The sequence below is a fragment of the Herbidospora daliensis genome (genome assembly GCF_001570585.1).
GTDB lineage: Bacteria > Actinomycetota > Actinomycetes > Streptosporangiales > Streptosporangiaceae > Herbidospora > Herbidospora daliensis.
Window position 1 is genome coordinate 263675 of sequence record NZ_BBXF01000005.1, and the last position, 25399, is coordinate 289073.

Annotated in this window: 22 protein-coding genes and 1 pseudogene; 8 read left to right on the forward strand and 15 right to left on the reverse strand. The window is 71.0% G+C overall.

The genetic code is table 11. The features are described 5' to 3' along the window. Positions 1-3: 3 nt before the first annotated feature. The 3 genes from AW274_RS24490 to AW274_RS24500 are packed head-to-tail and all read right to left on the reverse strand — an operon-like array spanning position 4 to position 1943. Complete coding sequence (locus AW274_RS24490) at positions 4-222, reverse strand: hypothetical protein (protein WP_062436652.1); 219 nt, start codon at positions 220-222, stop codon at positions 4-6. Further along, positions 219-1073, reverse strand: a complete 855-nt coding sequence (locus tag AW274_RS24495) for a universal stress protein (RefSeq protein WP_062436654.1) — start codon at positions 1071-1073, stop codon at positions 219-221. The genes AW274_RS24490 and AW274_RS24495 overlap by 4 nt, the downstream gene beginning before the upstream one ends. 24 nt (positions 1074-1097) lie before the next feature. Then, entirely contained in the window at positions 1098-1943 is an 846-nt protein-coding gene (locus AW274_RS24500; protein WP_232320339.1) for a universal stress protein, read from the reverse strand. Positions 1944-2062: 119 nt separating this feature from the next. Here AW274_RS24500 and AW274_RS24505 point away from each other — a divergent pair, with 119 nt between their 5' ends. Both AW274_RS24505 and AW274_RS24510 read left to right on the forward strand, forming a co-directional pair. Beyond that, on the forward strand, positions 2063-3736 hold the full coding sequence (locus tag AW274_RS24505; protein ID WP_062436656.1) for a SulP family inorganic anion transporter: 1674 nt from the start codon (positions 2063-2065) through the stop codon (positions 3734-3736). Positions 3737-3754: 18 nt separating this feature from the next. Continuing rightward, positions 3755-4657, forward strand: a complete 903-nt coding sequence (locus tag AW274_RS24510) for a universal stress protein (RefSeq protein WP_062436657.1) — start codon at positions 3755-3757, stop codon at positions 4655-4657. On the opposite strand, the gene AW274_RS24515 is transcribed toward AW274_RS24510, so the two are convergent. Together AW274_RS24515 and AW274_RS39495 are read right to left on the reverse strand one after the other, a co-directional pair. Continuing rightward, complete coding sequence (locus tag AW274_RS24515) at positions 4623-5255, reverse strand: CBS domain-containing protein (protein ID WP_062436659.1); 633 nt, start codon at positions 5253-5255, stop codon at positions 4623-4625. The genes AW274_RS24510 and AW274_RS24515 overlap by 35 nt on opposite strands. Before the next feature lie 79 nt (positions 5256-5334). After that, positions 5335-5454: pseudogene (locus AW274_RS39495) on the reverse strand (universal stress protein); the annotation flags it as partial. A gap of 365 nt (positions 5455-5819) precedes the next feature. On the opposite strand from AW274_RS39495, the gene AW274_RS24520 reads away from it, so the two are divergent. Together AW274_RS24520 and AW274_RS24525 are read left to right on the forward strand one after the other, a co-directional pair. Beyond that, entirely contained in the window at positions 5820-6329 is a 510-nt protein-coding gene (locus AW274_RS24520; RefSeq protein WP_062437925.1) for a flavodoxin family protein, read from the forward strand. Between the two features lie 48 nt (positions 6330-6377). Further along, positions 6378-6893, forward strand: a complete 516-nt coding sequence (locus tag AW274_RS24525; RefSeq protein ID WP_157520699.1) for a hypothetical protein — start codon at positions 6378-6380, stop codon at positions 6891-6893. A 55-nt stretch (positions 6894-6948) separates the two neighbouring features. Here AW274_RS24525 and AW274_RS24530 read toward each other — a convergent pair whose 3' ends face one another. From AW274_RS24530 to adhE, 4 genes are all read right to left on the reverse strand, one after another. Further along, the gene (locus AW274_RS24530; protein WP_062436662.1) at positions 6949-7641 is read right to left on the reverse strand and encodes a CBS domain-containing protein; all 693 of its coding nucleotides are present in this window, start codon (positions 7639-7641) and stop codon (positions 6949-6951) included. A gap of 50 nt (positions 7642-7691) precedes the next feature. Further along, entirely contained in the window at positions 7692-8090 is a 399-nt protein-coding gene (locus tag AW274_RS24535; protein ID WP_062436664.1) for an Hsp20/alpha crystallin family protein, read from the reverse strand. Between the two features lie 171 nt (positions 8091-8261). Continuing rightward, the gene (gene ppdK, locus AW274_RS24540) at positions 8262-10832 is read right to left on the reverse strand and encodes a pyruvate, phosphate dikinase (RefSeq protein ID WP_062436666.1); all 2571 of its coding nucleotides are present in this window, start codon (positions 10830-10832) and stop codon (positions 8262-8264) included. Positions 10833-10835: 3 nt separating this feature from the next. Next, a complete protein-coding gene (gene adhE, locus AW274_RS24545; RefSeq protein WP_083974755.1) occupies positions 10836-13388 on the reverse strand; it encodes a bifunctional acetaldehyde-CoA/alcohol dehydrogenase in 2553 nt (850 codons plus the stop codon). A gap of 124 nt (positions 13389-13512) precedes the next feature. On the opposite strand from adhE, the gene AW274_RS39500 reads away from it, so the two are divergent. Continuing rightward, on the forward strand, positions 13513-14508 hold the full coding sequence (locus AW274_RS39500) for a nitroreductase/quinone reductase family protein (protein WP_062436670.1): 996 nt from the start codon (positions 13513-13515) through the stop codon (positions 14506-14508). On the opposite strand, the gene AW274_RS24555 is transcribed toward AW274_RS39500, so the two are convergent. The 3 genes from AW274_RS24555 to pflB form a co-directional block, all read right to left on the reverse strand. Beyond that, a complete protein-coding gene (locus AW274_RS24555; RefSeq protein ID WP_062436671.1) occupies positions 14470-15480 on the reverse strand; it encodes a zinc-dependent alcohol dehydrogenase in 1011 nt (336 codons plus the stop codon). The genes AW274_RS39500 and AW274_RS24555 overlap by 39 nt on opposite strands. A 103-nt stretch (positions 15481-15583) precedes the next feature. Continuing rightward, complete coding sequence (gene pflA, locus AW274_RS24560; RefSeq protein ID WP_062436673.1) at positions 15584-16315, reverse strand: pyruvate formate-lyase-activating protein; 732 nt, start codon at positions 16313-16315, stop codon at positions 15584-15586. Next, positions 16315-18549 (reverse strand): formate C-acetyltransferase, encoded by a 2235-nt coding sequence (pflB, locus tag AW274_RS24565; protein ID WP_062436675.1) that lies wholly within the window; start codon positions 18547-18549, stop codon positions 16315-16317. The genes pflA and pflB overlap by 1 nt, the downstream gene beginning before the upstream one ends. Before the next feature lie 178 nt (positions 18550-18727). Between pflB and gap the strand changes: the two genes are divergently transcribed. The 3 genes from gap to AW274_RS24580 all read left to right on the forward strand — a co-directional run bounded on the left by gap (position 18728) and on the right by AW274_RS24580 (position 21371). After that, positions 18728-19723 carry a type I glyceraldehyde-3-phosphate dehydrogenase gene (gene gap, locus AW274_RS24570; protein ID WP_198169447.1) on the forward strand — a complete coding sequence of 332 codons (996 nt, stop codon included), beginning with the start codon at positions 18728-18730 and terminating at the stop codon, positions 19721-19723. A 105-nt stretch (positions 19724-19828) separates the two neighbouring features. Further along, a complete protein-coding gene (locus AW274_RS24575; RefSeq protein ID WP_062436679.1) occupies positions 19829-20716 on the forward strand; it encodes a universal stress protein in 888 nt (295 codons plus the stop codon). After that, positions 20706-21371 (forward strand): CBS domain-containing protein, encoded by a 666-nt coding sequence (locus AW274_RS24580; protein ID WP_083974759.1) that lies wholly within the window; start codon positions 20706-20708, stop codon positions 21369-21371. The genes AW274_RS24575 and AW274_RS24580 overlap by 11 nt, the downstream gene beginning before the upstream one ends. A 98-nt stretch (positions 21372-21469) precedes the next feature. On the opposite strand, the gene AW274_RS24585 is transcribed toward AW274_RS24580, so the two are convergent. Genes AW274_RS24585 through AW274_RS24595 form a run of 3 tightly spaced genes read right to left on the reverse strand, consistent with a single transcriptional unit; the run spans position 21470 to position 25275 of the window. Continuing rightward, positions 21470-21736 (reverse strand): CBS domain-containing protein, encoded by a 267-nt coding sequence (locus AW274_RS24585; RefSeq protein WP_062436681.1) that lies wholly within the window; start codon positions 21734-21736, stop codon positions 21470-21472. A gap of 25 nt (positions 21737-21761) precedes the next feature. Next, entirely contained in the window at positions 21762-24359 is a 2598-nt protein-coding gene (locus tag AW274_RS24590; protein WP_062437927.1) for a bifunctional acetate--CoA ligase family protein/GNAT family N-acetyltransferase, read from the reverse strand. Next, positions 24352-25275, reverse strand: coding sequence for an Acg family FMN-binding oxidoreductase (locus AW274_RS24595; RefSeq protein ID WP_062436683.1), 924 nt, complete (start codon positions 25273-25275; stop codon positions 24352-24354). The genes AW274_RS24590 and AW274_RS24595 overlap by 8 nt, the downstream gene beginning before the upstream one ends. Positions 25276-25399 lie beyond the last annotated feature (124 nt).

Below are 25399 nucleotides of genomic sequence, written 5' to 3' on the forward strand. Positions count from 1 at the left end.
AGGTCACGGGTTCCACCCGGAACAGCGCCGGGTCGATTCGATGAGGTCGCCCACTTGCGGCGGGACAGCTCGGCTGGTGTGCCCGGGGCAGCCGGTAGCGATGTCCTGCATGTCACCTTTGCGCATGAGTTCCCAGGCCATGATCGGGGACTCGTCCGGGGTGACCGTGACGACCACCCGAGTCATGACGTCTCCGGCGGCGAGCGTCGTCGGGTCGATCATCGCCCGTCCTCCTTCTCGGTGACGATGGCGACCGGGCAGTGGGCCCGGTGCAGCAGGCCGTAGCCGACCGATCCGAGGGCGGTGGAGCGGATCATTCCTCGTCGGCGTGAACCGACGATCACCAGGTCGGCGGTACGGGACTCCTCCGACAGGACGTAGACCGGATGACCGCAGACGCCCACCTGCTCGACCGGGACCTGGGGGAACTTCTCCGTCCAGGGCGCCAGCTGCTGGCGGACGGAGGTCATCTGCTCGTCGAAGCACTTCTGGATCAGGGTGCCGTAGCCGGCGGCGGAGGCCGCGAGCGTCGGCGGTTGCCAGGCGTACACGAGCTTGAGCCTGGCTTCACGCCGTTGGGCCTCGGCGAAGGCGAAGTCGAGGGCCGTCTCGGATTCCTCGCTGCCGTCGTACCCGGCGACGAGCCGGCCGTAGGTGTGCCGAGGAGACGTGCGGACGACGACGAGGGGGCCTGCCGTCTGACCGGCGAGGGCCAGGCCGACCGATCCGAGGATCAGGCCGGCGAAGCCGCCCCGGCCGCGGCTGCCGATCACGACCTCGTCGGCGCCCATCGCCTCCCTGCCGAGCCGGTCGGTGACGTCGCCTCTGATCAGTTGGGTGCTGACCTCGATGTCCGGGGCGCAGTCGAAGGCCCGTCGCTGGGCCTCGGCGATGACGTCCTCGTGGTGGCGGCGCTCGGTCTCGTGTACTTCCTGGTCGCCCACGGTGAGGGGCGGCCAGACGTGGATGATCCGCAGCGCGGCGTTCCTGCGGGCCGCGTCGCGGGCCGCGTACTCCACCGCGGCCAGAGAGGGCGCTGATCCGTCGACGCCCACGACGATGGTCGAGGTCATGCTCGTTCTCCTTTCGTGGCGCGGTCAGTCGGCCATCGCGACGACGGCGACAGGGCAGGCGGCGTGCCGGAGCAGCGGGTCGGCGGTCGAGCCCAGGTGGCCGAAGCGGCGGCGTCCCACCACGACGAGCCCGGCCTGTGCCGACAGGCTGGTCAGGGTCTCACGCGGGGCGTCGAGCGTGACCTTGGCGGTGACCCGCACCTCCGGGTAGCGCTCCTGCCAGGCGGTGAGCGCCTCGCCGAGCGCCTCCTCGGCCAGGGTGAGGTCGGGGACCAGAGCCATCGCGGTGCCGAACGACGGGGCGGTCAGGCCACACCGGACGGCCACCAGCGGGAGCTGCCGGAGTGCGGCCTCGGCGAAGGCGAACTCGACCACCGGCCGGGCCCTGCCTCCCGGGGCTCCATCGACCCCCACCACGACGGGCCCGGGGTGGAGCGGGGCGGGGACCGGGCCCGGCCCGCGTACGACCAGGGCCGGGCAGGCGGCGTGGGCGGCGACGTGGCAGGCGACCGAGCCGATCATCTTGGACGGGATCCGGCTCAGTCCCCGCGAGCCGACCACGATCAGGTCGGCCGACCCGGACAGGGCCGCGAGCTGGTCGTCGGCCTCCCCCTGCCACAACTCCCCTTTGACCTCCGTCACCGCGCTGGTGGACCGCGCGCATGAGACGCCGTGCCAGAGCACGTGATCGGCGGCCCGGCGCAGATGATCCTTGGCCTCGTCGGAGGCCTCGCCATAAGGCCAGTGCCAGGCGTGGGCGACCGTGAGCGGAAGTTTCCGCATCTCCGCCTCGTCCATGGCCCAGTCCAGGGCCTGCATCGCGAAATCTGAGCCGTCGTAGCCGACGACGACCCCGTTCATCGTGGTCATACGTCTCACCAGCGCTTTCTCGGTTCACCTCCACTGTCTCTCCGCGGCCGGGCGAGCCGCAGGGGCGGGGGGCCCTTTGAGGAGAGACCTTGGTCCCGCCGAATGCGACACTGACGGTCATGATCCATGCGCCGACAGTCGTCACCGACCTGCGGAACTACCGGCGGGCGTGGCTACGAGGCGATCTGCTCGCCGGTCTCACCGTGGCCGGATACCTGGTTCCGCAGGTGATGGCGTACGCGACAGTTGCCGGGCTACCGCCCGTGGCCGGGTTGTGGGCGGCGCTTCCGGCCCTGGCCTTGTATCCGCTGCTCGGGTCGTCCCGGCAACTGTCCATCGGCCCCGAGTCGTCGACCGCGCTGATGACCGCCGTTGCGATCGGGCCGCTGGCCGCCGGTGACCCCGTCCGGTACGCCCAACTGGCCGCCGCGCTGGCCATCGTGGTGGGCGGGCTCGCACTGATCTGCTGGCTGCTGCGGATGGGCTTCGTCGCCGATCTGCTGTCCCGGCCGGTGCTGATCGGGTATCTGACCGGTCTCGGCCTGACCATGATCGTCGGCCAGTTGGAGCGGATCACCGGGGTCCCCGTCCGAGGGGAGACCTTCTTCGAGGAGTTGCTGTCCTTCGCCGCCGGCATGAATCAGGCGGAGCTGTGGACGCTGGTGTTCGCCCTGGTCGTGCTGGGCTTCCTCTTCCTGCTGGACCGGCTGCTACCCGCCTTCCCCGGCCCTCTGCTGGCCGTCCTGCTGGCAACGGTGATCGTGGCGATGTTCGGGCTGGAGAGAACTGGCATCGCCGTGATCGGCCCCATCCCCGCCGGACTCCCCACTCCCGAACTGCCGACGCCAGCCGGATGGGGGGAACTCATCCTGCCCGCGGCCGGGGTGCTGCTCGTGGGCTTCAGTGACAACATGCTCACCGGCCGCTCGTTCGCGGCGCGCACCAGCCAGCGGATCGACGCCAACAGGGAACTGCTCGCCCTGGGCTGCGCCAATGTCGGCGCCGGACTGCTGCGCGGCTTCCCGATCAGCAGCAGCGGCAGCAGAACGGCCCTCGGGGTGACGGCGGGCGCGCGGACCCAGGTCCACTCCGTGGTGACCCTGGTCGCGGTGGTCGTCGTGCTGGTCGCGGCGGGGCCGCTGCTGGCCGGGTTCCCGATGGCCGCGCTCGGCGCCATCGTCGTCTTCGCCGCGACCCGCCTCATCGACTTCGGCGAGTTCCGCCGGCTGCTGGCCTTCCGCCGCAGCGAGTTCGTCCTCGCGTCGGCCACCTGCCTGAGCGTACTGATCTTCGACATCCTCTACGGGGTGCTGCTGGCCGTCGCCTTGTCGGTCGCCGAGATGCTGGCCCGGATCGCCCGGCCCCACGACGCCGTCCTGGGGCTGGTCCCGGGTCTGGCCGGCATGCACGACGTCGACGACTACCCCGCGGCGCGGACCGTTCCCGGCCTGGTGATCTACCGCTACGACTCGCCCCTGTTCTTCGCCAACGCCGAGGATTTCCGCCATCGTGCCCTGGCCTCGGTCGACGATCACGACGGCGTGGTCCGGTGGTTCGTGCTCAACGTCGAAGCCAACGTGGAGGTCGACATCACCGCCCTGGACGCCGTCGAATCCCTGCGGACCGAACTCGCCAGGCGTGGGATCGTCTTCGGCCTCGCGCGGGTCAAGCAGGACCTGCGCGACTATCTGGACTCCTACGGGCTGAGCAGGTCGATCGGCGAGGAGTTCATGTTCCCCACCCTCCCCACGACGGTGTCCGCCTTCAGGGAGTGGTGCGCCCGCCACCCATGAATAACTACTCTTAGTGACGTGATCGTTGTCGGAGTTGACGGGCTGCCCGCTGGCGTCGCGGCGGCCGAATGGGCGGCCCGGGAGTCGCTGCTGCGCGGAACCGCGTTGAAGATCGTCTACGTGGTTCCCGCGTGGTGTCTGGAGGATGGCCTGTCGGGAGCGGTCGCGGGCATCGGCGCGTGGATGCGTGAGGGCGGTCGGAGCGCGCTGGCGGAGGCCGTCCACGCCGCCCGGCACGTGGCGGAGGGGATCGCCATCGACACCGCGCTGCTCGGCGGCGACCCGCGCCGAGAACTCATCGAGATCTCCCGCCAGGCCGACCTGCTCGTCATGGGAGGCTCCGGGCTCAGCTCGCTTCGTGGCCTGCTCGTCGGATCGGTGACGCAGGGGGTGGCCGGTCACGCCCACTGCGACGTGGTCGTGGTCCGCGAGACGGCCCCAGATCGTCGTGCTCTGGTGGTCGTGGGCGCCGACGCCTCAGAGGCGCAGGACACCGTTCTGGACTTCGCGTTCGCGGCGGCGGCGGCGCGTGGCGCCCGCCTTCGTGCCGTGCTCGCCTGGAACTGGCGGGTCGTCGCCGCGAACCAGACCCTCGGCGAGGAGCCCGAGATCAGCAGGCGGGGTCTGGCGGAGGCACTGGCGGGCCGCGGGGACAGGTACCCCGAGGTCCAGGTGTCGACGGAGATCGTCGAAGGGCATCCGGTCGACGTGCTGCGCCATGCCGCCGACCGGGCCGACCTGCTGGTCGTCGGTTCTCATGGGCACGGCACCCTGGCGGGGATGCTGCTCGGATCGGTCAGCCAGGCGCTGCTGCACCTTGCCCCGTGCCCGCTCGCCGTCGTGCGGGTCCCGTCCCGCGCTGACGACGACACGGGTCACCGGGATCTCAGCCGAGGTCGCGGTCCCAGTCGATCTCGTTGATCACATCGACGACGCCGTTGACCTGCCGGGTCATCCAGGTCGCGATCACGGTGTCTCGCCGCAGGCACATCCGCCCGCTGAGCGTGACCACACCGTCGGCGACGGCGACGTGGACCCGCGTCGCGTCCATCCACAACGACCTGTTCAGCACCTCCAGCCGGATCTGGTGCTCCAGATCTGCGTCAGAGCGGACGAACACCTTCAGCACGTCGTGACGGCTGACGACGCCGACCAGGCGCCCGTCGGCGGCGACCACCGGAAGGCTTTTGACCGCGCAGCCGTTCATGATGCGGGCCGCCACCGTCACCGACGTCTCCGGCGTGACGGTGATCGCGGGAGCCGACATCAGATCCCCCGCCTTGGTGCCCGCCGCCCGCCAGGTGGCATGGGAGCTGGCGGGCATCTGGCCGCCCCGGAACTCCTCGGTGCGCAGCAGATCGGCCTCCGAGATCACGCCCGCCACGCGGCCCCGGGCGTTCAGCACCGGGACCGTCGCCACCCCGTGCTCGAAGAGTTCGGCGGCGACCTCCTTGAAGCACGTGTCCTCCCGGACCGAGACCACCTGCCTGGTCATGACCTCTTCGACCCTGACACCCATCGGCCCCACCCCCTGCAAGGGGTACGTCGCCACGGCCCGGCCGCATTCCGGCGTTCGCCTCGGCCGACACGATCGCGACCGGGCAGTGGGCGTGGTGCAGCAGACCGTGACCGACCGACCCCATCGCGGCCGCCACGAGCGAACCCAGGCCGCGTGAACCGGCCACCACCAGGTCGGCTGAGCGGGACTCCTCCGACAGGACGTGCGTATTTGGCGTGCCAGGCCGCGAACTTCTGACGCACGAAGTCGGAAACCTAGGGTCTCGACCGTTTGACGCCGTCCTCTGCCGGACCGGCCCCGCACCCTGTCAGCCGGCGCCCCCACCGCTGGACCTGGCGTTCCAGCGGGCTGGTCTCCGGCGATGCGCTGCTCCGTGTGTGATCTCCGGTGGCGAGCACGACCCCGGTCAGCCACACTCCTGGGCTCATCTGCCGGTAGCGTCCGCGCGGTGATGGACCAAAGTCCCGGTCGCCGGTGGTCTTCGGCACTGATGCGGCCCTCAATCCTCCTCGGACACTGGGAACGCCAAGGTCGAGGTCTTTCCCACGAGGGGAGATGGGCGCCATGCGTGCGCTTGTCGTCTGCGAATCCATGTTCGGCAACACCATGAAAATCGCCGAGGAAGTGGCACGGGGCCTCGGCGGCACCATGCCGGCCGAGGTGGTCGAGGTCGGTGCCGCGCCTGCCGTCCTCCCCGCCGACGTGGGGCTTCTCGTGGTCGGCGGGCCCACGCACGCGTTCGGCATGTCACGGCCGGGAACCCGCAAGTCGGCCCTCGAACAGGCCCCGGAGGGCCTCGTGTCCAAGGGCGGCGGCGTGCGCGAGTGGCTGAACGCGCTGCACGTGAACAGGCCCACCGCGGCGGCGGCCTTCGACACCCGGATCAGAGCCGGTCTGTTCGCAGGCTCGGCGGCGAAGGCGGTCCACAAGGCACTGCGACGCCATCGGATGATTCTCATCGCGCCGCCGGAGAACTTCTACGTCACCGCGACCAAGGGTCCGCTCGAGGAGACGGAGGCGGCCCGTGCGTTCGACTGGGGGCGGTCTCTGGCCGAGACGGCTTCGACTCTCTGACCTGCCGAGGAGGGCGTGGCCATGAGATCGGCCGATCGAATCATGAGGATGGTCCGGTTGTACCGGCCCGACCGCAATCCGTTGCGTCGCCCGTCGGACCGAGGGGAGGCCGCGGTCGTCGCCGTCCTCGTGTCGCTGGCGCTGCTGTCCTTGTGGCCGGCCGTGTGGATCGCCTCCGCCATGTACGACAGCGAGGTCCAGGCCGAGGCGGCCGCACCTCCGGGGCGGGAACTGGTGGTCATCCGGTTCGCCTCGGACCAGTGGCGCTCGCCCGACGGCGCTGTCGTCACCGGGAGGAGTCTGACCCGTCCGGCGGACCCGGCGGACGCCGTTCGCCAGGTGTGGATCGACCGCCTGCACCAGATCGCCCCGAGGCCGAGGGATCCGGAGGAGCTTGCTCTGGCCGCCGCCGTCACGGGACTGGGCACCGCCCTGACCGCGACCGGGTTGCTGGCGGTGGTGTACATGTGGGCGCGTTCCTTCCTCGACCGTCGCCGCTTGACCCGGTGGGACGCCGACTGGCTGACCGCCGACCGGCGGTGGCGCCGGCCCCGCCAGACGTGACGAATCCAAGACGACATCAGGCCCCGGTCGGAGGACCGGGGCCTGATGTCGTGGGCTACGCCGTCCGGGCGTGCCGGGTGCGCAGGTCGTCCTGCTGCCATTCCAGTTCGTTGACGACGTCGACCACGCCGTCCACCCGGCGGGTGAGCCGAGCGGCGATCTCGGCGTCGCTGTGCCTGCCGATGGCGCCGCCGAGGGTGACCACTCCCTGCTCGGCGCTGACCCGCACGTCGGAGGTGTCGACCCACAGGTATCGGCCCAGCACGTCATGCCGCACCTCCTCCACCAGTTCGGCGTCGGACCGGACGAACACCTTGAGCAGGTCGGCCCGGCTGACCACGCCGCACAGGGACCCGTCGGCCGCAGTGACCACCAGGCGTTTGACACCGAACTCGTCCATCTGCCGGGCGGCGGCGGCCACCGGGGCTTCCGGACCCACGGTCCGCACCGGAGCGGTCATCAGGTCCGCGGCCGTGAGCGCCTCCGCCTTGCCTGCGGGGTGGGCGCCCTCCGGAGACAGCCGGTGGCGGAGCCGCACCTTCCAGGGCTGCTTGTACTCGTCCTGGAACTCCTCTTTGCGCATCAGATCGGCCTCGGAGACGATGCCCACGACGTGCGCGTCCCGATCGACGACCGGGACGGCGCTGACCCGGTTGCTCAGCAGGGTCCCGGCCACCTCCTTGAACGCCGTGTCCTCGCCGACGGTCACGACCTCGGCGGTCATGATGTCTTTCACCTTGGTACGCATGATCTTGTCCTCAATGGGCCCGCCCGGGGGCGGGCCCGTGACGGGGTCGACTACTTGGGGACGGTGACCGGGATGCGGGTGCCCGCTTCCTTGGTGTCGGACAGCTTGACGGTGATCTCCAAGATGCCCTTGTCGTAGACGGCGGTCGCGTCCTTCTCCTCCGCACCCTTCGGGAGGGTGACCGACCGGGTCAGGCTGCCGTACCTGAACTCGGTGTGGACGGCGTCGGTGTCCTCGCGGTGCCTCTCGGCGTGGATCGTCAGGACGCCACCGGTGAGGGTGACCTCGACGTCCTCCGGGTCGACGCCGGGGAGTTCGGCGCGCAGGACGTAGCGTCCGTCGTGGACGACGCCCTCCAGCCGCAGGGGCCGGGCTCCCAGGAACGGGGTCTCCAGCAGTTCGAAGATCTCGGGGATGATCCCCCTGTCCCGGCGCGTGAGTGTGCTCATCGCTCCACCTCCTGGTGTGCTGTGTTCGGTTCCATTCGATCCCGGGCGAGGGCCGGCGGGCAGAGCCGCAAGTCCCCGCCAGGCGGGCCGATCGTCCTCGTCCCGGCCGACACGGAGACCACTTCGGGCGTCATGACGTCCCGCACGCTGACACGCATGGTCTTTCTCCTCTCATTCCGGGGACAGCAGGGCGGCACGGGCCGCTTCGAGACAGGCCACCGGGACCCGGAAGGGCGAACAGGACACGTAGTCGAGCCCGGCTTCGTGGAAGAACCGGATCGAGGCGGGGTCACCGCCGTGCTCGCCGCAGACGCCGATCCGCAGGTCGGGGCGGGCGCGCCGGCCCTCGTCCACGGCGATCGTGATCAGTCGGCCGATGCCGGGCTGGTCGAGGGTCTCGAATGGGGACTCCTCCAGGATCCCCATCCGCAGATAGGCGGGGAAGATCGACCCTTCGACGTCGTCGCGGGAGAAACCCCACGTCATCTGGGTGAGGTCGTTGGTGCCGAAGGAGAAGAACTCGGCCTCGGAAGCGATCCGCCCGGCGGTCAGGGCCGCGCGCGGCACCTCGATCATCGTGCCGATCGGGATGCCGGGGAAGATTCCCTCCATCACCTGTACGGCTTCCGCCTTCACGGCCGCCAGTTCCCTGACATCGCCCACCAGGGGCACCATGATCTCGGGCCTCGGCCGGCCTCCGGCGGCCGTGCGCTCGGCGGCGGCCTCCGCGATGGCTCTGACCTGCATGGCGAAGAGGCCGGGGACGAGCAGACCGAGGCGGACTCCGCGCAGGCCCAGCATGGGGTTGGTCTCCCGCAGGCGGCGTACGGCGGTCAGCAGCTCGCGGGAGTGGTCGTCGGCGGCGCCGAGGAGGTCCTCGTACGACGGCAGGAACTCGTGCAGCGGCGGATCGATCAGGCGGATCGTCACCGGCAGGCCGTCCATGGCGGCCAGGATGCGGGTGAAGTCGGCCCGCTGGAGCGGCAGCAGCGCGTCGAGCGCGGCCCGGATCTCGGTCTCGTCCTGGGCGATGATCAGGCGCTCGACGAGCCTGCGTCGTTCTCCGAGGAACATGTGCTCGGTGCGGCACAGCCCGATCCCGGCCGCTCCGAAGCGGCGGGCGCGGGCGGCGTCCTCGGGGGTGTCGGCGTTGGCGTACACGCCCAGACGGCGCACCGCGTCGGCGCGGCCGACCAATCGGGCGACCGCCGAGACGAGCGGACCGGAGTCGGCGGAGACCGCACCGTCGAAGTAGCGGACCACCGGTGACGGCGTGACGGGGAGTTCGCCGGGGTAGACGTGGCCGGTGGCGCCGTCGACGGAGATCAGGTCTCCTTCTGCGACCACCACGTCTCCGGCGCGGAACTCCCGTCGCTCCTCGTCGACCTCGATGGGCGCGCCGCACACGCAGGTGCGGCCCATGCCCCGGGCGACGACGGCGGCGTGGGAGGTCTTGCCGCCGTGGCTGGTCAGGATGCCGGTCGCGGCCAGCATGCCGGGCAGGTCGTCGGGGTTGGTCTCACGGCGGACCAGGATGACCGGGCCGCGCGTCTCGGTGGCTCTCCGGGAGTCGAAGACGACTCTGCCGCAGGCGGCTCCGGGCGAGGCCGGCACGCCGGTGGCCAGCGGAGGCGGCGCGTCGGCCAGGTCGAATCGGGGGAACATCAGCTGGGCGAGGCGGGCGCCGTCAACCCGGAGGAGGGCCTCGTCGAGGGTGATGACGCCCTCGTCGACGAGCTGGGCCGCGATGACGAAGGCGGCGGCCGCGGTGCGCTTGCCCACCCGGGTCTGGAGCAGCCACAGCCGGCCCTCCTCGATGGTGAACTCCACGTCGCACAGGTCGCGGTAGCGGGCCTCCAGCGCCGCGAGGGCGGCCGTGAGCTCGTCGAAGCACCGGCGGTCCAGCTCGGCCAGCCGGCTGAGGGGAAGGGTGTCGCGGATGCCGGCGACGACGTCCTCGCCCTGGGCGTTCTGCAGATAGTCGCCGTAGACGCCGCGGGCGCCTGTGGCGGGGTCGCGGGTGAAGGCGACACCGGTGCCGGAAGCGGGACCGCGGTTGCCGTACACCATGGCCATGATGTTCACCGCGGTGCCGAGGTCGTCGGGGATGTGCTCGGCCCGGCGGTAGACACGGGCCCGCTCGGTGTTCCACGACCGGAAGACGGCCAGCACCGCCCCTTCGAGCTGGGCCTGCGGATCCTGCGGGAACTCCTGGCCGGTCTGGTCGGCGAAGATCCGCTTGTACGCGGCGACCAGGCGGCGCGGATCGGATTCGGCGGCGTGCGCCTGTTCGAACAGGTCGTGTGGGATGTGGGCCACGGTGGAGCCGTACATGGAGATGAGCCGCCGGTAGCAGTCCCAGGCGAACCGGTCGTCGCCGGAGACGGCGGCCAGGCCCTCGACGGTGGCGTCGTTGAGGCCGATGTCGAGGATCGTCTCCATCATCCCCGGCATGGAGAACTTGCCGCCCGACCGGACCGACAGCAGCAGCGGGTCGTCCGGGTCGCCGAGACGGCGGCCCATGGCCCGCTCGACGTCGCCGAGGTGACGGCAGATCTCGGCGAACAACCCGTCGGGCGCCTCCCCCAGCTTGAGGTACGTGCGGCACGCCTCGGTCGTGACGGTGAAGCCGGGCGGCACCGGCAGGCCCATCCGGGTCATCTCGGCGAGGTTGGCGCCCTTGCCGCCGAGCAGGTCCTTGAGGTCCATGCCACCGTCGGTGAAGTCACGTACGTAGGACATCTGTCACTCCTCACCACGAGAGGCGCCGTAATAGGCGGCGCGCATGAGCGCGCGCATGTCCGCGAGCATCGGCATGCGCGGGTTGGCGGGGGCGCACTGGTCCTCGTAGGCGTTGCGGGCCTGCGCGGGCAGGGCGTCCAGGAAGTCCCGCTCGTCGACGCCGAGGGCCTGGAACGACGGCTCGATGCCGACGGCGTCACGCAGCCGCTCGACGGCTTGGGCCAGTTCCTCCGCGCCGCCGTCGACGCCGAGCGAGCGGGCGATCTCGGCGAAGCGTTCGGGTGCGCGGTAGTGCTCGTATTTCGGCCAGCCGGTGGGCTTGGCGGGGACGGTGCCGTTGTAGCGGATGACGTGCGGGAGCAGGACGGCGTTGGTCCGGCCGTGGGCGATGTGGAAGGTCGCGCCCAGGGTGTGCGACATGGCGTGCACGATGCCGAGGAAGGCGTTGCCGAACGCCATGCCGGCGATGGTCCCGGCGTTGTGCATACGTTCCCGCGCCTCGGGGTCGGCCGCGCCGTTCCGGACGGCCCGCTCCAGGTTGGCGAAGATCAGCTTGATGGCGTGCAGGGCGAGGCCGTCGGTGAAGTCGCTCGCGTACACCGACACGTAGGCCTCGATGGCGTGGGTGAGCGCGTCGAAGCCGCTGTCGGCGGTGACCACCGGAGGCAGGTCGGCGGCGAGCACCGGGTCGATGATCGCCACGGTCGGGGTCAGCGCGTAGTCGGCCAGCGGATACTTCTTCCCGGTCGCCGTGTCGGTGATGACCGCGAAGGGCGTCACCTCCGCGCCCGTCCCCGAGGTCGTGGGCACGCAGACCAGGCGGGCCAGCCCGCCGAGCGGCGGGAACCGGAACGCGCGCTTGCGGATGTCGAAGAACTTCTGCCGCATGTCGGCAAAGACGACCTCGGGGTGCTCGTAGCGCAGCCACATGACCTTGGCGGCGTCCATCGCGGACCCGCCGCCCAGCGCGATGATCGTGTCGGGCTTGAAGGAACGCATGAGCTCGGCGCCCCGATCCACCGTGGCGACGCTGGGCTCCGGCTCGACGTCGTCGATGATCTGGAGCGCGACCCGCTCGGGACGCCGGTTCAGCACGGTGATGATCCGGTCGACGTAGCCGAGACGGGTCATCGTCGGGTCGGTCACGACGGTCACGCGGCGCACGTCCGCCATGTCGGTCAGATAGCGGATGGCGTGCGGCTCGAAGTAGATCTTGGCGGGGACCTTGAACCACTGGAGGTTGTTGGTGCGCCGCCCGATGCGCTTGATGTTGAGCAGGTCGACGGCCGAGATGTTGTGCGACACCGAGTTGCGTCCGTAGCTGCCGCATCCGAGGGTGAGCGAAGGCAGGAAGGCGTTGTAGATGTCGCCGATGCCGCCCTGTGAGGCAGGCGAGTTCCAGATGATGCGCACGGCCTTCACCCGCTCCCCGAACTCCTCGGCCAGAGCCTCGTCGCGGGTGTGGACGGCGGCGCTGTGTCCGAGGCCGCCGAACTCGACCATGCGCTCGGCGAGCGTGATGCCCTCCTGGCGGTCGCCCGCCGTCAGCACCGCGAGCACCGGGCACAGCTTCTCCCGGGTCAGCGGCTCAGTTGGTCCGACGCCCGCCACCTCGGCCAGGATGATCGAAGTCCCCTCGGGAACGGTGAACCCGGCCTGCTCGGCGATCCACTCGACGGGACGGCCCACCACGTCGGGATTGATGGCGCCCGAGACGAAGAGCAGATCCTCCAGCATGCGCTTCTCGTCGGGGGTGGCCAGGTGGGCGTGCAGACGGCCGAACTCGGCGAGCGCGGCGTCGTGGATCGCGGCGTCGAGGATGACCGCCTGCTCGCTCGCGCACACCATGCCGTTGTCGAAGGCCTTGCTCAGCACGATGTCGTTCACCGCGCGCCGCACGTCGGCGGTGGCCTCGACGTAAGCGGGGACGTTGCCCGCCCCGACGCCGAGCGCCGGCTTGCCCGCCGAGTAGGCGGCGCGCACCATGCCGTTCCCACCGGTCGCCAGGATCGTCGCGACGCCGTCGTGCCGCATCAGGGCGGTCGTCGCCTGGAGCGACGGTTCGGTGATCCACTGCACGCAGTGCTCCGGCGCGCCGGCCGCCACCGCCGCGTCTCTGACGACCCGGGCCGCCGCGGCGCTGCACTGCTGGGCCGCCGGGTGGAAGGCGAAGACGATCGGGTTGCGGGTCTTCAGCGCGATGAGGGCCTTGAAGATGGTCGTCGAGGTGGGGTTGGTGACCGGGGTGATCCCGGCGATCACGCCCACCGGCTCGGCGATCTCGACCAGGCCGGTGATGTCGTCCCGGGAGATCACGCCAACGGTTCTCAGGGCCGCCATGCTGTTGGTCACGTGCTCGCAGGCGAAGAGGTTCTTGACCGCCTTGTCCTCGAACACGCCGCGCCCGGTCTCCCGGACCGCCAGGTCGGCGAGTTCCGCGTGCTCGTCCAGCGCCGCGACGGACGCCTTCTTCACGATGTGGTCGATCTGCTCCTGGGTGTAGGCGGCGTACTCGTCCAGGGCCTTGAGGGCGTTTCCCACAAGTAGGTCGATCATGTCCGACCACCTCCGCCTCCAGCATCGCGACCGGTGGGCGGGGGTTCCTGAGTACAAAGGCACCAGGCGGGGTGACCTTCGGCCCGTGCCCCGGCGGCGGCCGTCCTGGACGGTGGAGGGACCGATGAAGGAGGTCCTCATGCGCGTCGTCAACGCGGTGGTGCGCCGGATTCTGATGTCCCCGCTGCACGACCTTTTGTCCCGTTTCGTGGTTCTGCTGGTGATCACCGGGCGGCGCTCCGGCCGTGCCTACACGATTCCGGTCCGGTACGCCGAGAACGGCGACGTCCTCACGGTGGTCAGCCGGCGTGGCCGAACGTGGTGGTGGAATCTGGAAGGCGGGGCGGCACTGACCGTCGTCCTGCGCGGCAGATCGCATCCGGCGCACGGCTCGGCCACCACTGACCCGGCGGCCGTCCGCGCGGCGCTGACCGAGCTCGGGCAGCCGGTGGTGAGGTCGCTGGCCGAGGGGGTGGCGATCTCCATGGTCGTCGGCCCGGCCGACCCTCGGGTCACACCGACCGGCCGGTGGGGTCGATGGTTCCGTGCGGTGACCCTTGGCGAACTGGCCGGCTTCGCCGTGCCCGCCGTGGTGGCCGCGTTCCTGGCCGGATCGGGGTCGCCGCTGCTCCAGGCCCTGGCGTTGATCGCGGCGGGCGCGGTGGAGGGACTGGTGCTCGGCCTCGCCCAGGCCTACGCGCTGCGGACCGTGCTGAGCTGGGTGCCGACCCTGGCCTGGGCCGGTGCGACCTCGTGCGGGGCGGCGATCGCCTGGGCGGCGGGTGCGGTGCCGGCCACGGTCGGCGACCGGGTCGCGCTCGGAGTGGCGGGTCTGTGCGCCATGGGTGTGCTGCAGTGGCGGGTGCTCGCCGTCCGATCGCCGGGGTCGGCGTGGTGGATCGCGGCGACCGCCGGGGCGTGGGCGCTGGCGCTCGGCGTGTTCGCCGCCGTGGCGACCCCGCTCTGGCACGAGGGACAGCCGGTCTGGCTCATCGCCCTGATCGGGCTGCTGGGTGGCGCCGCCATGGCCGTGACCGTGGCGGCGCTCACCGGGCTGGCGTTCGTCAGGCTGGTCGCGGGCTCAGAACGTGAACACCAGGCGCGCGCCCACGCGGCCTGACAGGACGTCCTCCACGGCCTCGTTGATCTCGTCGAGCGGGCGCGTCTCACACACGACCTCGGTACGCCCGGCCGCGTGCAGCGCGAACACCTCGGCGAGATCCGCGCGGGTCCCGACGATGGAACCGATCACGCTGAGCCCGTGGAGCACGGTCTCGAAGATCGGCAGCCGCATCTCGTTGTCCTTGGGCAGCGAGACCAGGACGAGCCGGCCCCCTGGACGTAGGGTGGCGTGCGCCTGCTCCAGCACGGCCGGTTCGGCGGCCAGCACGATCGCCACGTCCGCGCCGCCCATCTCCATAATCACCTCGACGGGATCCTGCTCGGCCGCGTTCACCGTGTGGTCGGCGTCGAGCAGGGCCGCGAGCCGCAGTTTCTCCTCGGTGACGTCGACCGCGACGGTCTCCGCGCCGAAGATCCGGGCGTACTGGAGGGCCAGGTGGCCCAGGCCGCCAATGCCGAAGACGGCGGCGACCTCCCCGGGACGCACCCGCGACATCTTGACGGCCTTGTAGGACGTGACACCCGCGCAGGTGAGAGGCGCCGCCTCGACCGGGGGAACGCCGTCGGGAACGGGCACCACATAGCGGGCGTCGGCGACGGTCCACTGCGCGTGGCAGCCGTCGACGGAGTATCCGGTGTTCGACTGCTCCGCGCAGAGCGTCTCCCGGCCGCTGACGCAGTAGGCGCACGTGCCGCACGCCGAACCCAGCCAGGGCACGGCCACACGTTCCCCCACCCGTCGCCCGGTGACGCCGGCGCCGAGCTCCCGGATGATCCCGACGCCTTCGTGGCCGGGCACGAAGGGCAGCCGCGGCTTGATCGGCCACTCCCCCCGCGCGGCGTGGATGTCGGTATGGCACAACCCGCTGGCCTCGACCTGGATGAGAACCTGACCGGGCCCCGGCCGCGGGACCGGCATCTCCGTGACCACGATCGGCTTGTCGAAGGCGATGACGTTCGCTGCCTGCATGGCTCCTCCTCTGTGATCTCTCCCTTCCACCCTCACGCGTCTTCACCTGCGCATTGAGAGGCTTAGGTCCCGCGCGGCGGTGACGTTGAGCCCTCCGCGGAGCTCAAGAACACGTGATGCCCAGGTTCCGGAACTGCTCACGGACCCGGTCGAGCAGTTCCGGAGCCGGGGGGCGTACGTCCGCGAGGGGGAACTCCAGGCCCAGCTCGCGGTACTTGCCGATGGCCATGCGGTGGAAGGGCAGGACGTCCACCCGCTCCACGTTCCGGAGCGTCGACACGAAGGCCGCCAGGACGTCCACCTCGCGCACAGCGTCGGTCAGGCCGGGGACCAGGACGAAGCGGATCCACGTCGGCCGGCCCAGATCCGCGAGGCGGCGGGCGAAGCGCAGCGTCGGGGCGAGGTCCACGCCCGTGAGGGCCCGGTAGGCCACCGGGTCAGCCGACTTGATGTCGAGCAGGACCAGGTCGGTGTCGGCCAGCAGTTCGTCGGTCGCCCGGTCGCCGAGATAGCCGGAGGTGTCCAGGGCGGTGTGCAGGCCCAGGGCGCGGCTCTGGCGCAGGATTTCGCCGGTGAATTCCGGCTGGAGCAGCGGCTCCCCGCCGCTGATCGTGACGCCGCCGCCCGCGACGTGGATGAAGCGGCGGTACTTCGCGATCTCGGCCATCACCTCGTCGACGGTCACGCGGCGGCCGTCGCGCATGCGCCATGTCTCGGGGTTCTGGCAGTAGAGGCAGCGCAGCGGGCAGCCGCAGGTGAAGACCACGAACCGGGTGCCGGGGCCGTCGACGCCGACCGACAGGTCCCAGGAGCTGATGACCCCGGCCCCGTCCATCACAACGTCCCGTGGAAGGTGCGGTCGACCACGTCCTGTTGCTGCTCCCTGGTCAGCCGGACGAAGTTCACGGCGTAGCCGCTCACGCGGATGGTGAGCTGCGGGTACTGCTCGGGGTGGTCCATCGCGTCGAGCAGCACGGCGCGGGTGAGCACGTTGACGTTCATGTGGAAGCCGCCGGCGTCCATGTATCCGTCCAGCACGCCGGCCAGGTTGGTGACGCGCTCCTCCTCGGTCCGGCCCAGGCCGTCGGGCGTCACGGTGTTGGTCAGCGAGATGCCGTCCTGCGCGTCGCGGTAGGGCAGTTTGGCCACCGACAGGGCCGAGGCGATCATGCCGTGCCGGTCGCGGCCGTTCATCGGGTTGGCGCCGGGCGCGAACGGCAGGCCCGAGCGGCGGCCGTCGGGGGTGTTGCCCGTGTGCTTCCCGTACACGACGTTCGAGGTGATGGTCAGCACCGACTGGGTGTGTTCCGCTCCCCGGTACGCCGGGTGCCTGCGGACCTTCTCCATGAACGAGCGGACCAGGTCGACGGCGATGGCGTCCACCCGGTCGTCGTTGTTGCCGAAGGCCGGGTAGTCGCCCTCGACCTCGTAGTCGACGGCCAGGCCCGACGCGTCGCGGATCACCCGGACGCGGGCGTGCCTGACGGCCGAGAGGCTGTCGGCGGCGACAGACAGACCGGCGATGCCGCACGCCAGGGTGCGCTTGACCGGGTGGTCGTGCAGGGCCATCTCGATGCGCTCGTAGGCGTACTTGTCGTGCATGTAGTGGATGACGTTGAGGGCGTTCACGTACGTGCGGGCCAGCCAGTCCATCATGCGGTCGAAGGCCGGGGCGAGTTCGTCGTAGGACAGGTACTCCCCGGTCAGCGGAGGCGTCGGCGGGGCGATCTGGTCGCCGGTCATCTCGTCGCGGCCACCGTTTATCGCGTACAGGAGGGTCTTGGCGAGGTTGACCCGGGCGCCGAAGAACTGCATCTGGTGTCCCACGGGCGCCGCCGAGACGCAGCAGGCGATGGCCGTGTCGTCGCCGAAGACCGGGCGCATCAGCTCGTCGCTCTCGTACTGGATCGAACTCGTCTCGATCGACAGCGCCGCGCAGAAGCGCTTGAACGGCTCCGGCAGGCGCGGCGACCAGAACACGGTCAGGTTGGGCTCCGGGGCGGGGCCGAGGTTGCGCAGCGTCTGCAGGTAGCGGAAGCTCGTGCGGGTCACCAGGGGGCGGCCGTCGTCGCCGATGCCGCCGATCGACTCGGTCACCCAGGTCGGGTCGCCGGAGAAGAGCTGGTCGTATTCGGGGGTGCGCAGGAACCGGACGATCCGCAGTTTGATCACGAAGTCGTCGACCAGCTCCTGGGCGCGTTCCTCGGTGATCCGGCCTTCGGCCAGGTCCCGTTCGAGGTAGACGTCCAGGAACGTCGAGGTGCGGCCGAGCGACATCGCGGCGCCGTTCTGCTCCTTGACCGCCGCCAGGTAGGCGAAGTAGAGCCACTGCACGGCCTCGTGCGCGGTCGTGGCCGGGCCGGAGACGTCGTGGCCGTAGGAGGCGGCCATCGCGCGCAGCTCCCCCAGGGCGCGGATCTGCTCGTTCAGCTCCTCCCGGTCGCGGATCACCGTGTCGGCGGAGAACGCGTCGTCCAGGGCGCCGAGCTCGGCCTTCTTGGCCTCGACGAGACGGTCCACCCCGTACAGGGCGACGCGGCGGTAGTCACCGATGATGCGGCCCCGGCCGTAGGCATCGGGCAGGCCGGTGATGATCCCGGCCCGGCGGGCGGCCCGGATCTCCGGGGTGTAGGCGTCGAAGACGCCGTCGTTGTGGGTCTTGCGGTACTCGGTGAAGATCTCCTTCACCTTCGGGTCGAGTTCGTGGCCGTAGGCGGCCAGGCCGTTCTCCACCATGCGCAGTCCGCCCTGGGGCATGATCGCCCGTTTGAGCGGTGCGTCGGTCTGCAGCCCCACGATCAGCTCGGTTTCCCGGTCGATGTAGCCGGGACCGTGCGCGGTGATCGACGCAGGCGTGGCGACGTCGACGTCGTAGACGCCCCGCCGCCGCTCCTCGGGAAGCATCCCGGCGATCCTGTCCCACAGGGCCTTCGTCCGGGGCGTGGCCCCGGCGAGGAATCCCTCGTCCCCCGTGTACGGCGTGTAGTTGTCCTGGATGAACGCGCGGACGTCGATGACCGTGCGCCACGCCTGGCCGCGGAACCCTCTCCAGGCTTCGGTGAGCGTCATCACGTACCTCCTCGGATCGATCGGCACCCCCCACTCTCACGCGCGGCCGGCCGCCGATCACGAAACGGAGGTCACCTCTGACCAGGACCAAAGTCATCTCGATCCCACGGTCTTCGCCTCTACGGCAGCCGGGAATCCGGCCGGACGATCGGCTCGACCCGACGGAACGAAGGAGAAGATCATGACGAGGATCGGCATCAACGGATTCGGGCGCATCGGCCGGGCCGTGCTCCGGGCGGGCCTGGACCGGGGCCTGGACATCGTGGCGGTCAACGACCTCGCCGGCCCCGAATCGCTGGCCCACCTGCTCAAGCACGACTCCACGCACGGCACCTACGACAGGGCGGTGGCGGCCACCCCCGGCGGTCTGCTGGTCGGCGGCGTGCGGATACCGGTGACCGGCCACCATCACCCCTCCGGCATCGACTGGCGGGCCTACGGCGTGGACCTGGTCATCGAGGCGACCGGCCGGTTCCGTTCCCGCGAGGACGTGGAGACGCACCTGAAGAACGGCGCGCGGAAGGTGCTGGTCAGCGCGCCCGGCAAGGGCATGGACGTGACGATCGTGCCCGGCGTCAACGACGCCGCCTACGACCCGGCAGCCCACCGGATCATCTCCATGGCGTCCTGCACCACCAACTGCGTGGCGCCGATGGTGAAGGTGCTCGACGACGCGTTCGGGCTGATCAAGGGCTTCATGACCACCGTGCACGCGTACACCGGCGATCAGCGCCTGCTGGACGCGCCCCACAAGGACCCGCGCCGCGCCCGTTCGGCCGCCGTGAACATCATCCCCACCACGACCGGCGCGGCCCGCATGGTCGGCGAGGTCCTGCCCGCCCTGTCCGGGCGCCTCGACGGCATCGCCCTGCGGGTCCCCGTCACCGACGGCTCGCTCACCGACCTGTCGGCCGTCGTGTCCCGCCGGACGACCGTGGAGGAGGTCAACCACGCCTTCGCCCAGGCCGGAGAGGACGCTCTGGCGGGTGTGCTCCGCTACAGCACCGCTCCCCTGGTCTCCGGCGACGTCATCGGCGACCCGGCGTCCTGCGTCTTCGACGCCCCGCTCACCCAGGTCGACGGCGACCTGGTGAAGGTGTTCGGCTGGTACGACAACGAGTGGGGCTACGCCAGCCGGCTCGTCGAGACGGCCGGTCGGATCGCCGCCGAATGACGCCCGACGACCAGGTCCGGTGCTTTCGCCTCCCTCGGCGGGGACCTTCGTCCCTGGGGACGGAAGGCCGCGCGGAGTGTCATGGAGGTGACCCCAGGAGGAGCCATGAAAGAAGCCATCGTCGTCGGTGTGGACGGTTCCCCGTCCACCGTCGCCGCCATCGAGTGGGCCGCGGACGATGCGGCCCGGACCGGTCTGCCGCTGCACGTCGTCTTCGCCGTCGACCGGTCCCCGCACGAGATCCCCAGGTTTCCCAACCCGATCCTGGAGGACGCGCTGTCGCGTGGCGCCGTCCGCGTCCTCGAAGAGGCCGAGAAGGCCGCCACGGCCAGACAGCCCGCGATCACCGTCGTCACCAAGCAGATCGAGGGCCGGCCGGCGGACGTGCTGCGCCACGCCGCCGCCGACGCGGCGGAACTGGTGGTCGGCACCCGCGGCATGGGCGGCTTCGCGGGCGCGGTCGTCGGGTCGGTGAGCTCCCACGTCGCCGGCCACGTGCCGGGCCCCGTGGTGGTGGTGCGGCACCTTCCGGGGCCGCGCACCGGCGAGATCGTCGTCGGTGTGGACGACTCCCCCGCCGCTCAGCCCGCGCTGGCCTACGCGTTCGAGCAGGCCCGCTCGCGCCACTGCGCGGTTCGGGCGGTGCGCGCCTGGCTGGAGCCGGTGCACGCGTACGCCCCCGGCGTCGTCTACGACCTGGAGGAGATCAGCACCGCGCAGCATGCCGTGGTCGCGGGGGTGCTCGACCCGTGGCGGGAGCGGTACCCGGAGATCAAGGTCATCGAGGACGTTCGCCTGGGACATCCGGTCGCGGCCCTCGTCGACGCCTCCGCGGGTGCGGACCTGCTCGTCGTGGGCTCGCACGGCCGGGGCGCCTTCGCCTCGGCGCTGATGGGTTCGGTCAGCCGGGCCGTCCTGCACCACGCCGAGTGCGCGGTCGCGGTCGTCCGGCCCGGCACGCCCGTGGAGGAGGCAGGAGACCATGTCCGTTGAGGTCAAAGACGTGATGGGCCGCGTGGCGATCGCCGTGGAGATGGAGGCGGAGTTCGCCGAGATCGTGGCCGCCATGCAGCGGTTCAAGGTGGGTGCGGTCGCCGTCGTCGACGCCGACCGCCGGCCCGTGGGGGTGGTGTCGGAGGACGACCTGCTGCTGCGGGAGGTCGTCCCCCGCAGGACGTTCGCCTCGTTCGGGCCGGGCAACCGGGCGCGCCGCCGCAAGGAGCGGGCGGTGCGGGCGGCCGACCTGATGACCTCGCCCGCGATCGTCGTGACGCCGGGAACGTCGGTGAAGTCCGCCGCACGGCTGATGCACGAGCACCGCGTCAAGCAACTGCCGGTGATCGACCCGGTCACGGGTCGGGTCTGCGGCACCGTCCACCAGTCCGACCTGCTGCGGGTGTTCATCCGTCCGGCGGCCGATCTGGCGGCAGATGTCACGGCGGCCGTCCACGCGGTCGCCGCGAATCCCGAGGCGGTCACCTGTGACGTCGACCGGGGGATGGTCACCGTCGCCGGAGAGATCGCCGACGTGGAGCTCCGCAGGCTTCTCCGGGAGATCCGGGAGATCGACGGCGTGATCGACGTCGCGGTGGGCGAGATCACTGTGACGGCCACCACTCCGGAGGCCGTCTTCCCGCCGCTGCTGTGAACGCGGCACGAAAGAGCCGGCCCGGCGGTCAGTCGCCGGGCCGGCTCTTCGCGTTGTTCAGGCCTCCGACCAGGTGGGCCCGTCGTCCTGCGTCCACGTCATCGCGTTGACGACGTCGGCGGTGTCGATGCCGAGGCGCCCTCCGAGGACGTCTGGGTCAGCCGGTGACGCAGGCGGGCGCGCAGCGGGGGCTGGTAGCCCTCGCGGTGGTACTGCTCGCGGAACTGCTCCTTGCGCAGCAGGTCCTGTTCGGAGATGACGCCGAGCACCCGGCCGTCGTCGCCGACGACCGGAACTGCGCTGACCTCGTTGTCGATGAGTGTCTCGGCCACCTCCTTGAAGCTCGCGTTCGCGTGCACCGTCACGACCTCGGGCTCATGTCTCCTCCTGTCAGCGGAGTCTGCGGATGTAGGGCGACGGCGAGCTTCCGGCCGGGGCAAGACGGATTCGGGCGTCGACGGCGACGGCGCCGCCGGGGGTGACGATCACCGGGTTGAGGTCGAGTTCGGCGACCTCGGGGAGGGCGTCCATGAGCCGGCCGACTCGCTCGATCACGTCTGCCAGCGCCCGCGCGTCGGCCGGGGGTCTGCCGCGGTAGCCGTACAGAAGAGGATGCGAGCGGAGCTCGCGGATCATCGCCTCGGCGGTCACGGCCGAGAAGGGCGGCACCCGGAAGGCGCGGTCGGCGAGCAGGTCGGCGGTGACGCCGCCCATGCCGACCATGACCAGCGGGCCGAAGGCCGGATAGTTGACGCCGCCCACGATGATCTCGGTACCCTGCTCGACCATCGGCTGGACGACGGCAGCGGTCATCTCGGCGCCGATCGACTCCCGCATCGCGGTGAACGCGGCCTTGGTCTCCTCCGGGGTGGTAAGGCCGACCCGTACACCGCCGACGTCGCTCTTGTGGACGGGGCCGACCGCCTTCAGCACCACCGGACCGCCCAGGGCCGCGCACGCCTCAGCCGCCGCGTCGGCGTCCGACACACTGATCGTCTGGACGAGCGGGATGCCGAAGTGCCGCAACAGTCCGTCGAGCGCGCTGGGGTCGAGCCATCCTTCGGGGGCCTGGCCCGACAGCAGTGCCCGCGCGGTGAGGTCGTCGAAGCCGCTGGTCTCCACCTCCTCTACGGGCGAGGTCCGCCACTCGGCGTAGTCGACGACACGGGCCAGTGCCTGCACGGCCTGTTCCGGGTACGCGTAGCTCGGCACCCGGCCGTCGATGAGACCGTCTTCCCCGAGGATGCAGGCGATGACCGGCTTGCGGGCATCACGGGTGACCTTGGCTATCGCGTCCTTGGTGGCAGGCCCGCCGGAACCGAAGGGCGGGGTGTAGACGACCAGGACCACGTCCACCTCGGGGTCGGTCAGAGCGCTTTCGATCCCCCGGCCGATGTCCTCCGCGGACGCCTCCGCGCCCAGGTCGACCGGGTTGCCGAGCGCTGCCGTCGGGAACCTGCGCCGCAGTTCGGCGCCGGGGGTGAGGGCCGGGACGGCCAGCCCCGCGCGTTCACACACGTCGGCCGTCATCGCCTCGGGACCGCCCGAGTTGCCGACGATGGCGACGCGCCGCCCGGCGGGCAGCGGCTGCGTCTCCAGGAGACGGGCGGTGTCGTACAGGTCGCGGATGCTGTCGAGGCGGATCACCCCGGCGGCGCGGACCAGCGCGTCGACGGCGATGTCCGAGGTCGCGGCGGCGGCGGTGTGGGAGCGCACGGCCCGCTCGCCCGCGTCCGACCGGCCGCTCTTGACCAGCAGGACCGGCTTGCGTCGGCCCACCCGGGCGGCGATCCGGGCGAACCTGCGGGGGTTACCGAACGACTCCAGGTAGAGCGCGATGACCCGGGTGGCCTCGTCGTCCTCCCAGTACTCCAGCAGGTCGTTGCCGCTGACGTCGGCCTTGTTGCCGACCGAGACGAACGAGGAGATCGGCAGACGGTCGAGCAGCACCGCGCCGACCGCGCCCGACTGGGACATCACCGCGACACCGCCCCGTTCCGGTGCGCCCCGCAGGAAGCTGGCGTTCAGGTGCGCGGCGGTGTTGACGATGCCCAGGCAGTTGGGGCCGATCAGGCGCATCCCCGCCGTGCGGCAGATCGTCAGGAGTTCGCGTTCCGCGTCCTTGCCGCCCTGCTCGGCGAAGCCCGCGGACAGGATCACCAGGCCGCGCACCCCCGTCGCCGCGCAGTCACGGGCCACGTCCAGGACGGCCTTGGCGGGGACCGCCACCACGACGACGTCGACCTGCTCGGGCAGCATGGCCAGCGAGTGATAGGCCGGCCATCCGGCGATCACGTCGGCGTGCGGGTTGACGGGGTAGATCGTGCCCGGGAATCCCCCGTCGATCAGGTTGCGCAGCACCTTGTGCCCGACCGAGCCGGGATCGCGGCCGGCGCCGACGACGGCCACGGCACGCGGTTCCAGCACCCGCCGCAACGAGGCGCGTTCGGCTTGGTGGTCGCGGGCCGCGATGGTCCCGGCCAGGCGGCTTCCGGCGGTGAGTGCCACGATCACGCGGGTGTCAGGGCCACTACGGGTGATCTCGACCGGCAGGCCGACGTTGGAGAGCACGTCGAGCATGACCTTGTTCTCGGTCAGGACGTCGGCGACGAAGCGGGTCACCCCCTCGGCCGCGGCGGCGAGGGCCAGGTGCTCGATGAGCAGCGTGCCCAGGCCGGTGCCGTGCAGGGCGTCGTCCACGAGAATGCCGACGTCGGCGGCGCCGTGCCCGGCCGGGATGTACTCGGCCACGGCGGCGAGCCGTCCCTCCACCAGGGCGACCAGCACATGACCGTCATGGCCGGGCCGGGTGATGCGATCGATGTACGTGTGCGCGGTCGCTCGTCCCCCGGTGAAGAACCGCAGGTAGGCGGAGGTCTCGGAGACGCGGTCGACCAGATGGTGCAGGTCCGGCGCGTCGGCGGGATCAAGCCGGCGGATGTGGGCGATGCCGCCGTCGCGCAGCAGGACGTCGCATTCCTCAGACATGGTGGATCTCCAGTTCGGTCCCGGGACGGCGAGGCGCGCGGGGTACGGGCGGGCCATAGCCGAACCTGATGATCATTTGCGGATACCCGCGCTTGTGGCGGGGGCCGGTGTGACCGCGCATGTCGCGCAGGTCGAGCGGCTGGTTCAGGAAGGACGTGGACAGCCCGGCGGCGGTGGCGACCAGGAGCACCCGTTCGAGCGCCTGTCCGGCGCGCAGCCAGTCGACCGGGCGGTCACCGGGCGTGGTGAGGACGGCGATCCGCGGCCGCGCCTCGAACGCGGCCGACCGATACCGCCGACCGAGGTTCCGGGTCACCGGCGGATCCCCGGCCGGGCTGGGGCCGCGTACGTAGTCGGGCACCGCCCAGCGCGTGAGCTCCGCCTGATAGTCGATGTCGCGTCCCAGCTCGTCCTCCGCGAGGGCCACGTATTCGAGCAGCTCACGAACCCCGGTGGAGTCCAGTACGACCAGGCAGGCGCCCTCCCGGCTGGCGGCGATCTTCATGTCGCCGATGATCCCGGCGGGCACGGCCCGGTCGTCGTAGGGCTCGCGGTTGGTCCTGCGGACGGGGATGGCGGCGTACAGGCCGCGTTCGGCGGGGAGGGGCGGCTCGGTCTCCTTGAGCCGTACGGCGGCCAGCAAACCCGGTTCGGGCATCAGCCACACCAGCGGATGATGGCCCGTCTGCCGGACGGCCAGCCGCAGATTGAGCAGGGCGGCGCCGCAACTCACGTGCAGCGACCTGGCACGCGGGTCGACCACCGTCAGTCGGCGTTCGGGATCGGCGGACAGTTCGAGGTATTCACGGCGCACGATCCGGAAGCGCCACGGCTGGGTGTTCTGCACTGACGGAGCCTCACCGGCCGCGATCAGCAGTCGTCGTGCCCCGAGGTCGGTGGCCAGCGGAGTGATCATGGCAAAGCCTCCTTAACGGGCCCTGCCTCCAGACTTCCGCCCACGACCCCCGAGGGTGCAGGGCCGGACGGCTCGCCGACCGGGGACTTTGGTCCATCAACCCCCTTGGGGATTTCGATACCTG

Coding starts and splice junctions, on each gene's coding strand:
- AW274_RS24490 (WP_062436652.1), bottom strand. CDS start 222: ATGATCGACCCGACGACGCTCGCCGCCGGAGACGTCATGACTCGGGTG.
- AW274_RS24495 (WP_062436654.1), bottom strand. CDS start 1,073: ATGACCTCGACCATCGTCGTGGGCGTCGACGGATCAGCGCCCTCTCTG.
- AW274_RS24500 (WP_232320339.1), bottom strand. CDS start 1,943: ATGACCACGATGAACGGGGTCGTCGTCGGCTACGACGGCTCAGATTTC.
- AW274_RS24505 (WP_062436656.1), top strand. CDS start 2,063: ATGATCCATGCGCCGACAGTCGTCACCGACCTGCGGAACTACCGGCGG.
- AW274_RS24515 (WP_062436659.1), bottom strand. CDS start 5,255: ATGGGTGTCAGGGTCGAAGAGGTCATGACCAGGCAGGTGGTCTCGGTC.
- AW274_RS24520 (WP_062437925.1), top strand. CDS start 5,820: ATGCGTGCGCTTGTCGTCTGCGAATCCATGTTCGGCAACACCATGAAA.
- AW274_RS24525 (WP_157520699.1), top strand. CDS start 6,378: ATGGTCCGGTTGTACCGGCCCGACCGCAATCCGTTGCGTCGCCCGTCG.
- AW274_RS24530 (WP_062436662.1), bottom strand. CDS start 7,641: ATGCGTACCAAGGTGAAAGACATCATGACCGCCGAGGTCGTGACCGTC.
- AW274_RS24535 (WP_062436664.1), bottom strand. CDS start 8,090: ATGAGCACACTCACGCGCCGGGACAGGGGGATCATCCCCGAGATCTTC.
- ppdK (WP_062436666.1), bottom strand. CDS start 10,832: ATGTCCTACGTACGTGACTTCACCGACGGTGGCATGGACCTCAAGGAC.
- adhE (WP_083974755.1), bottom strand. CDS start 13,388: ATGATCGACCTACTTGTGGGAAACGCCCTCAAGGCCCTGGACGAGTAC.
- AW274_RS39500 (WP_062436670.1), top strand. CDS start 13,513: ATGAAGGAGGTCCTCATGCGCGTCGTCAACGCGGTGGTGCGCCGGATT.
- AW274_RS24555 (WP_062436671.1), bottom strand. CDS start 15,480: ATGCAGGCAGCGAACGTCATCGCCTTCGACAAGCCGATCGTGGTCACG.
- pflA (WP_062436673.1), bottom strand. CDS start 16,315: ATGGACGGGGCCGGGGTCATCAGCTCCTGGGACCTGTCGGTCGGCGTC.
- pflB (WP_062436675.1), bottom strand. CDS start 18,549: ATGACGCTCACCGAAGCCTGGAGAGGGTTCCGCGGCCAGGCGTGGCGC.
- AW274_RS24575 (WP_062436679.1), top strand. CDS start 19,829: ATGAAAGAAGCCATCGTCGTCGGTGTGGACGGTTCCCCGTCCACCGTC.
- AW274_RS24580 (WP_083974759.1), top strand. CDS start 20,706: ATGTCCGTTGAGGTCAAAGACGTGATGGGCCGCGTGGCGATCGCCGTG.
- AW274_RS24590 (WP_062437927.1), bottom strand. CDS start 24,359: ATGTCTGAGGAATGCGACGTCCTGCTGCGCGACGGCGGCATCGCCCAC.
- AW274_RS24595 (WP_062436683.1), bottom strand. CDS start 25,275: ATGATCACTCCGCTGGCCACCGACCTCGGGGCACGACGACTGCTGATC.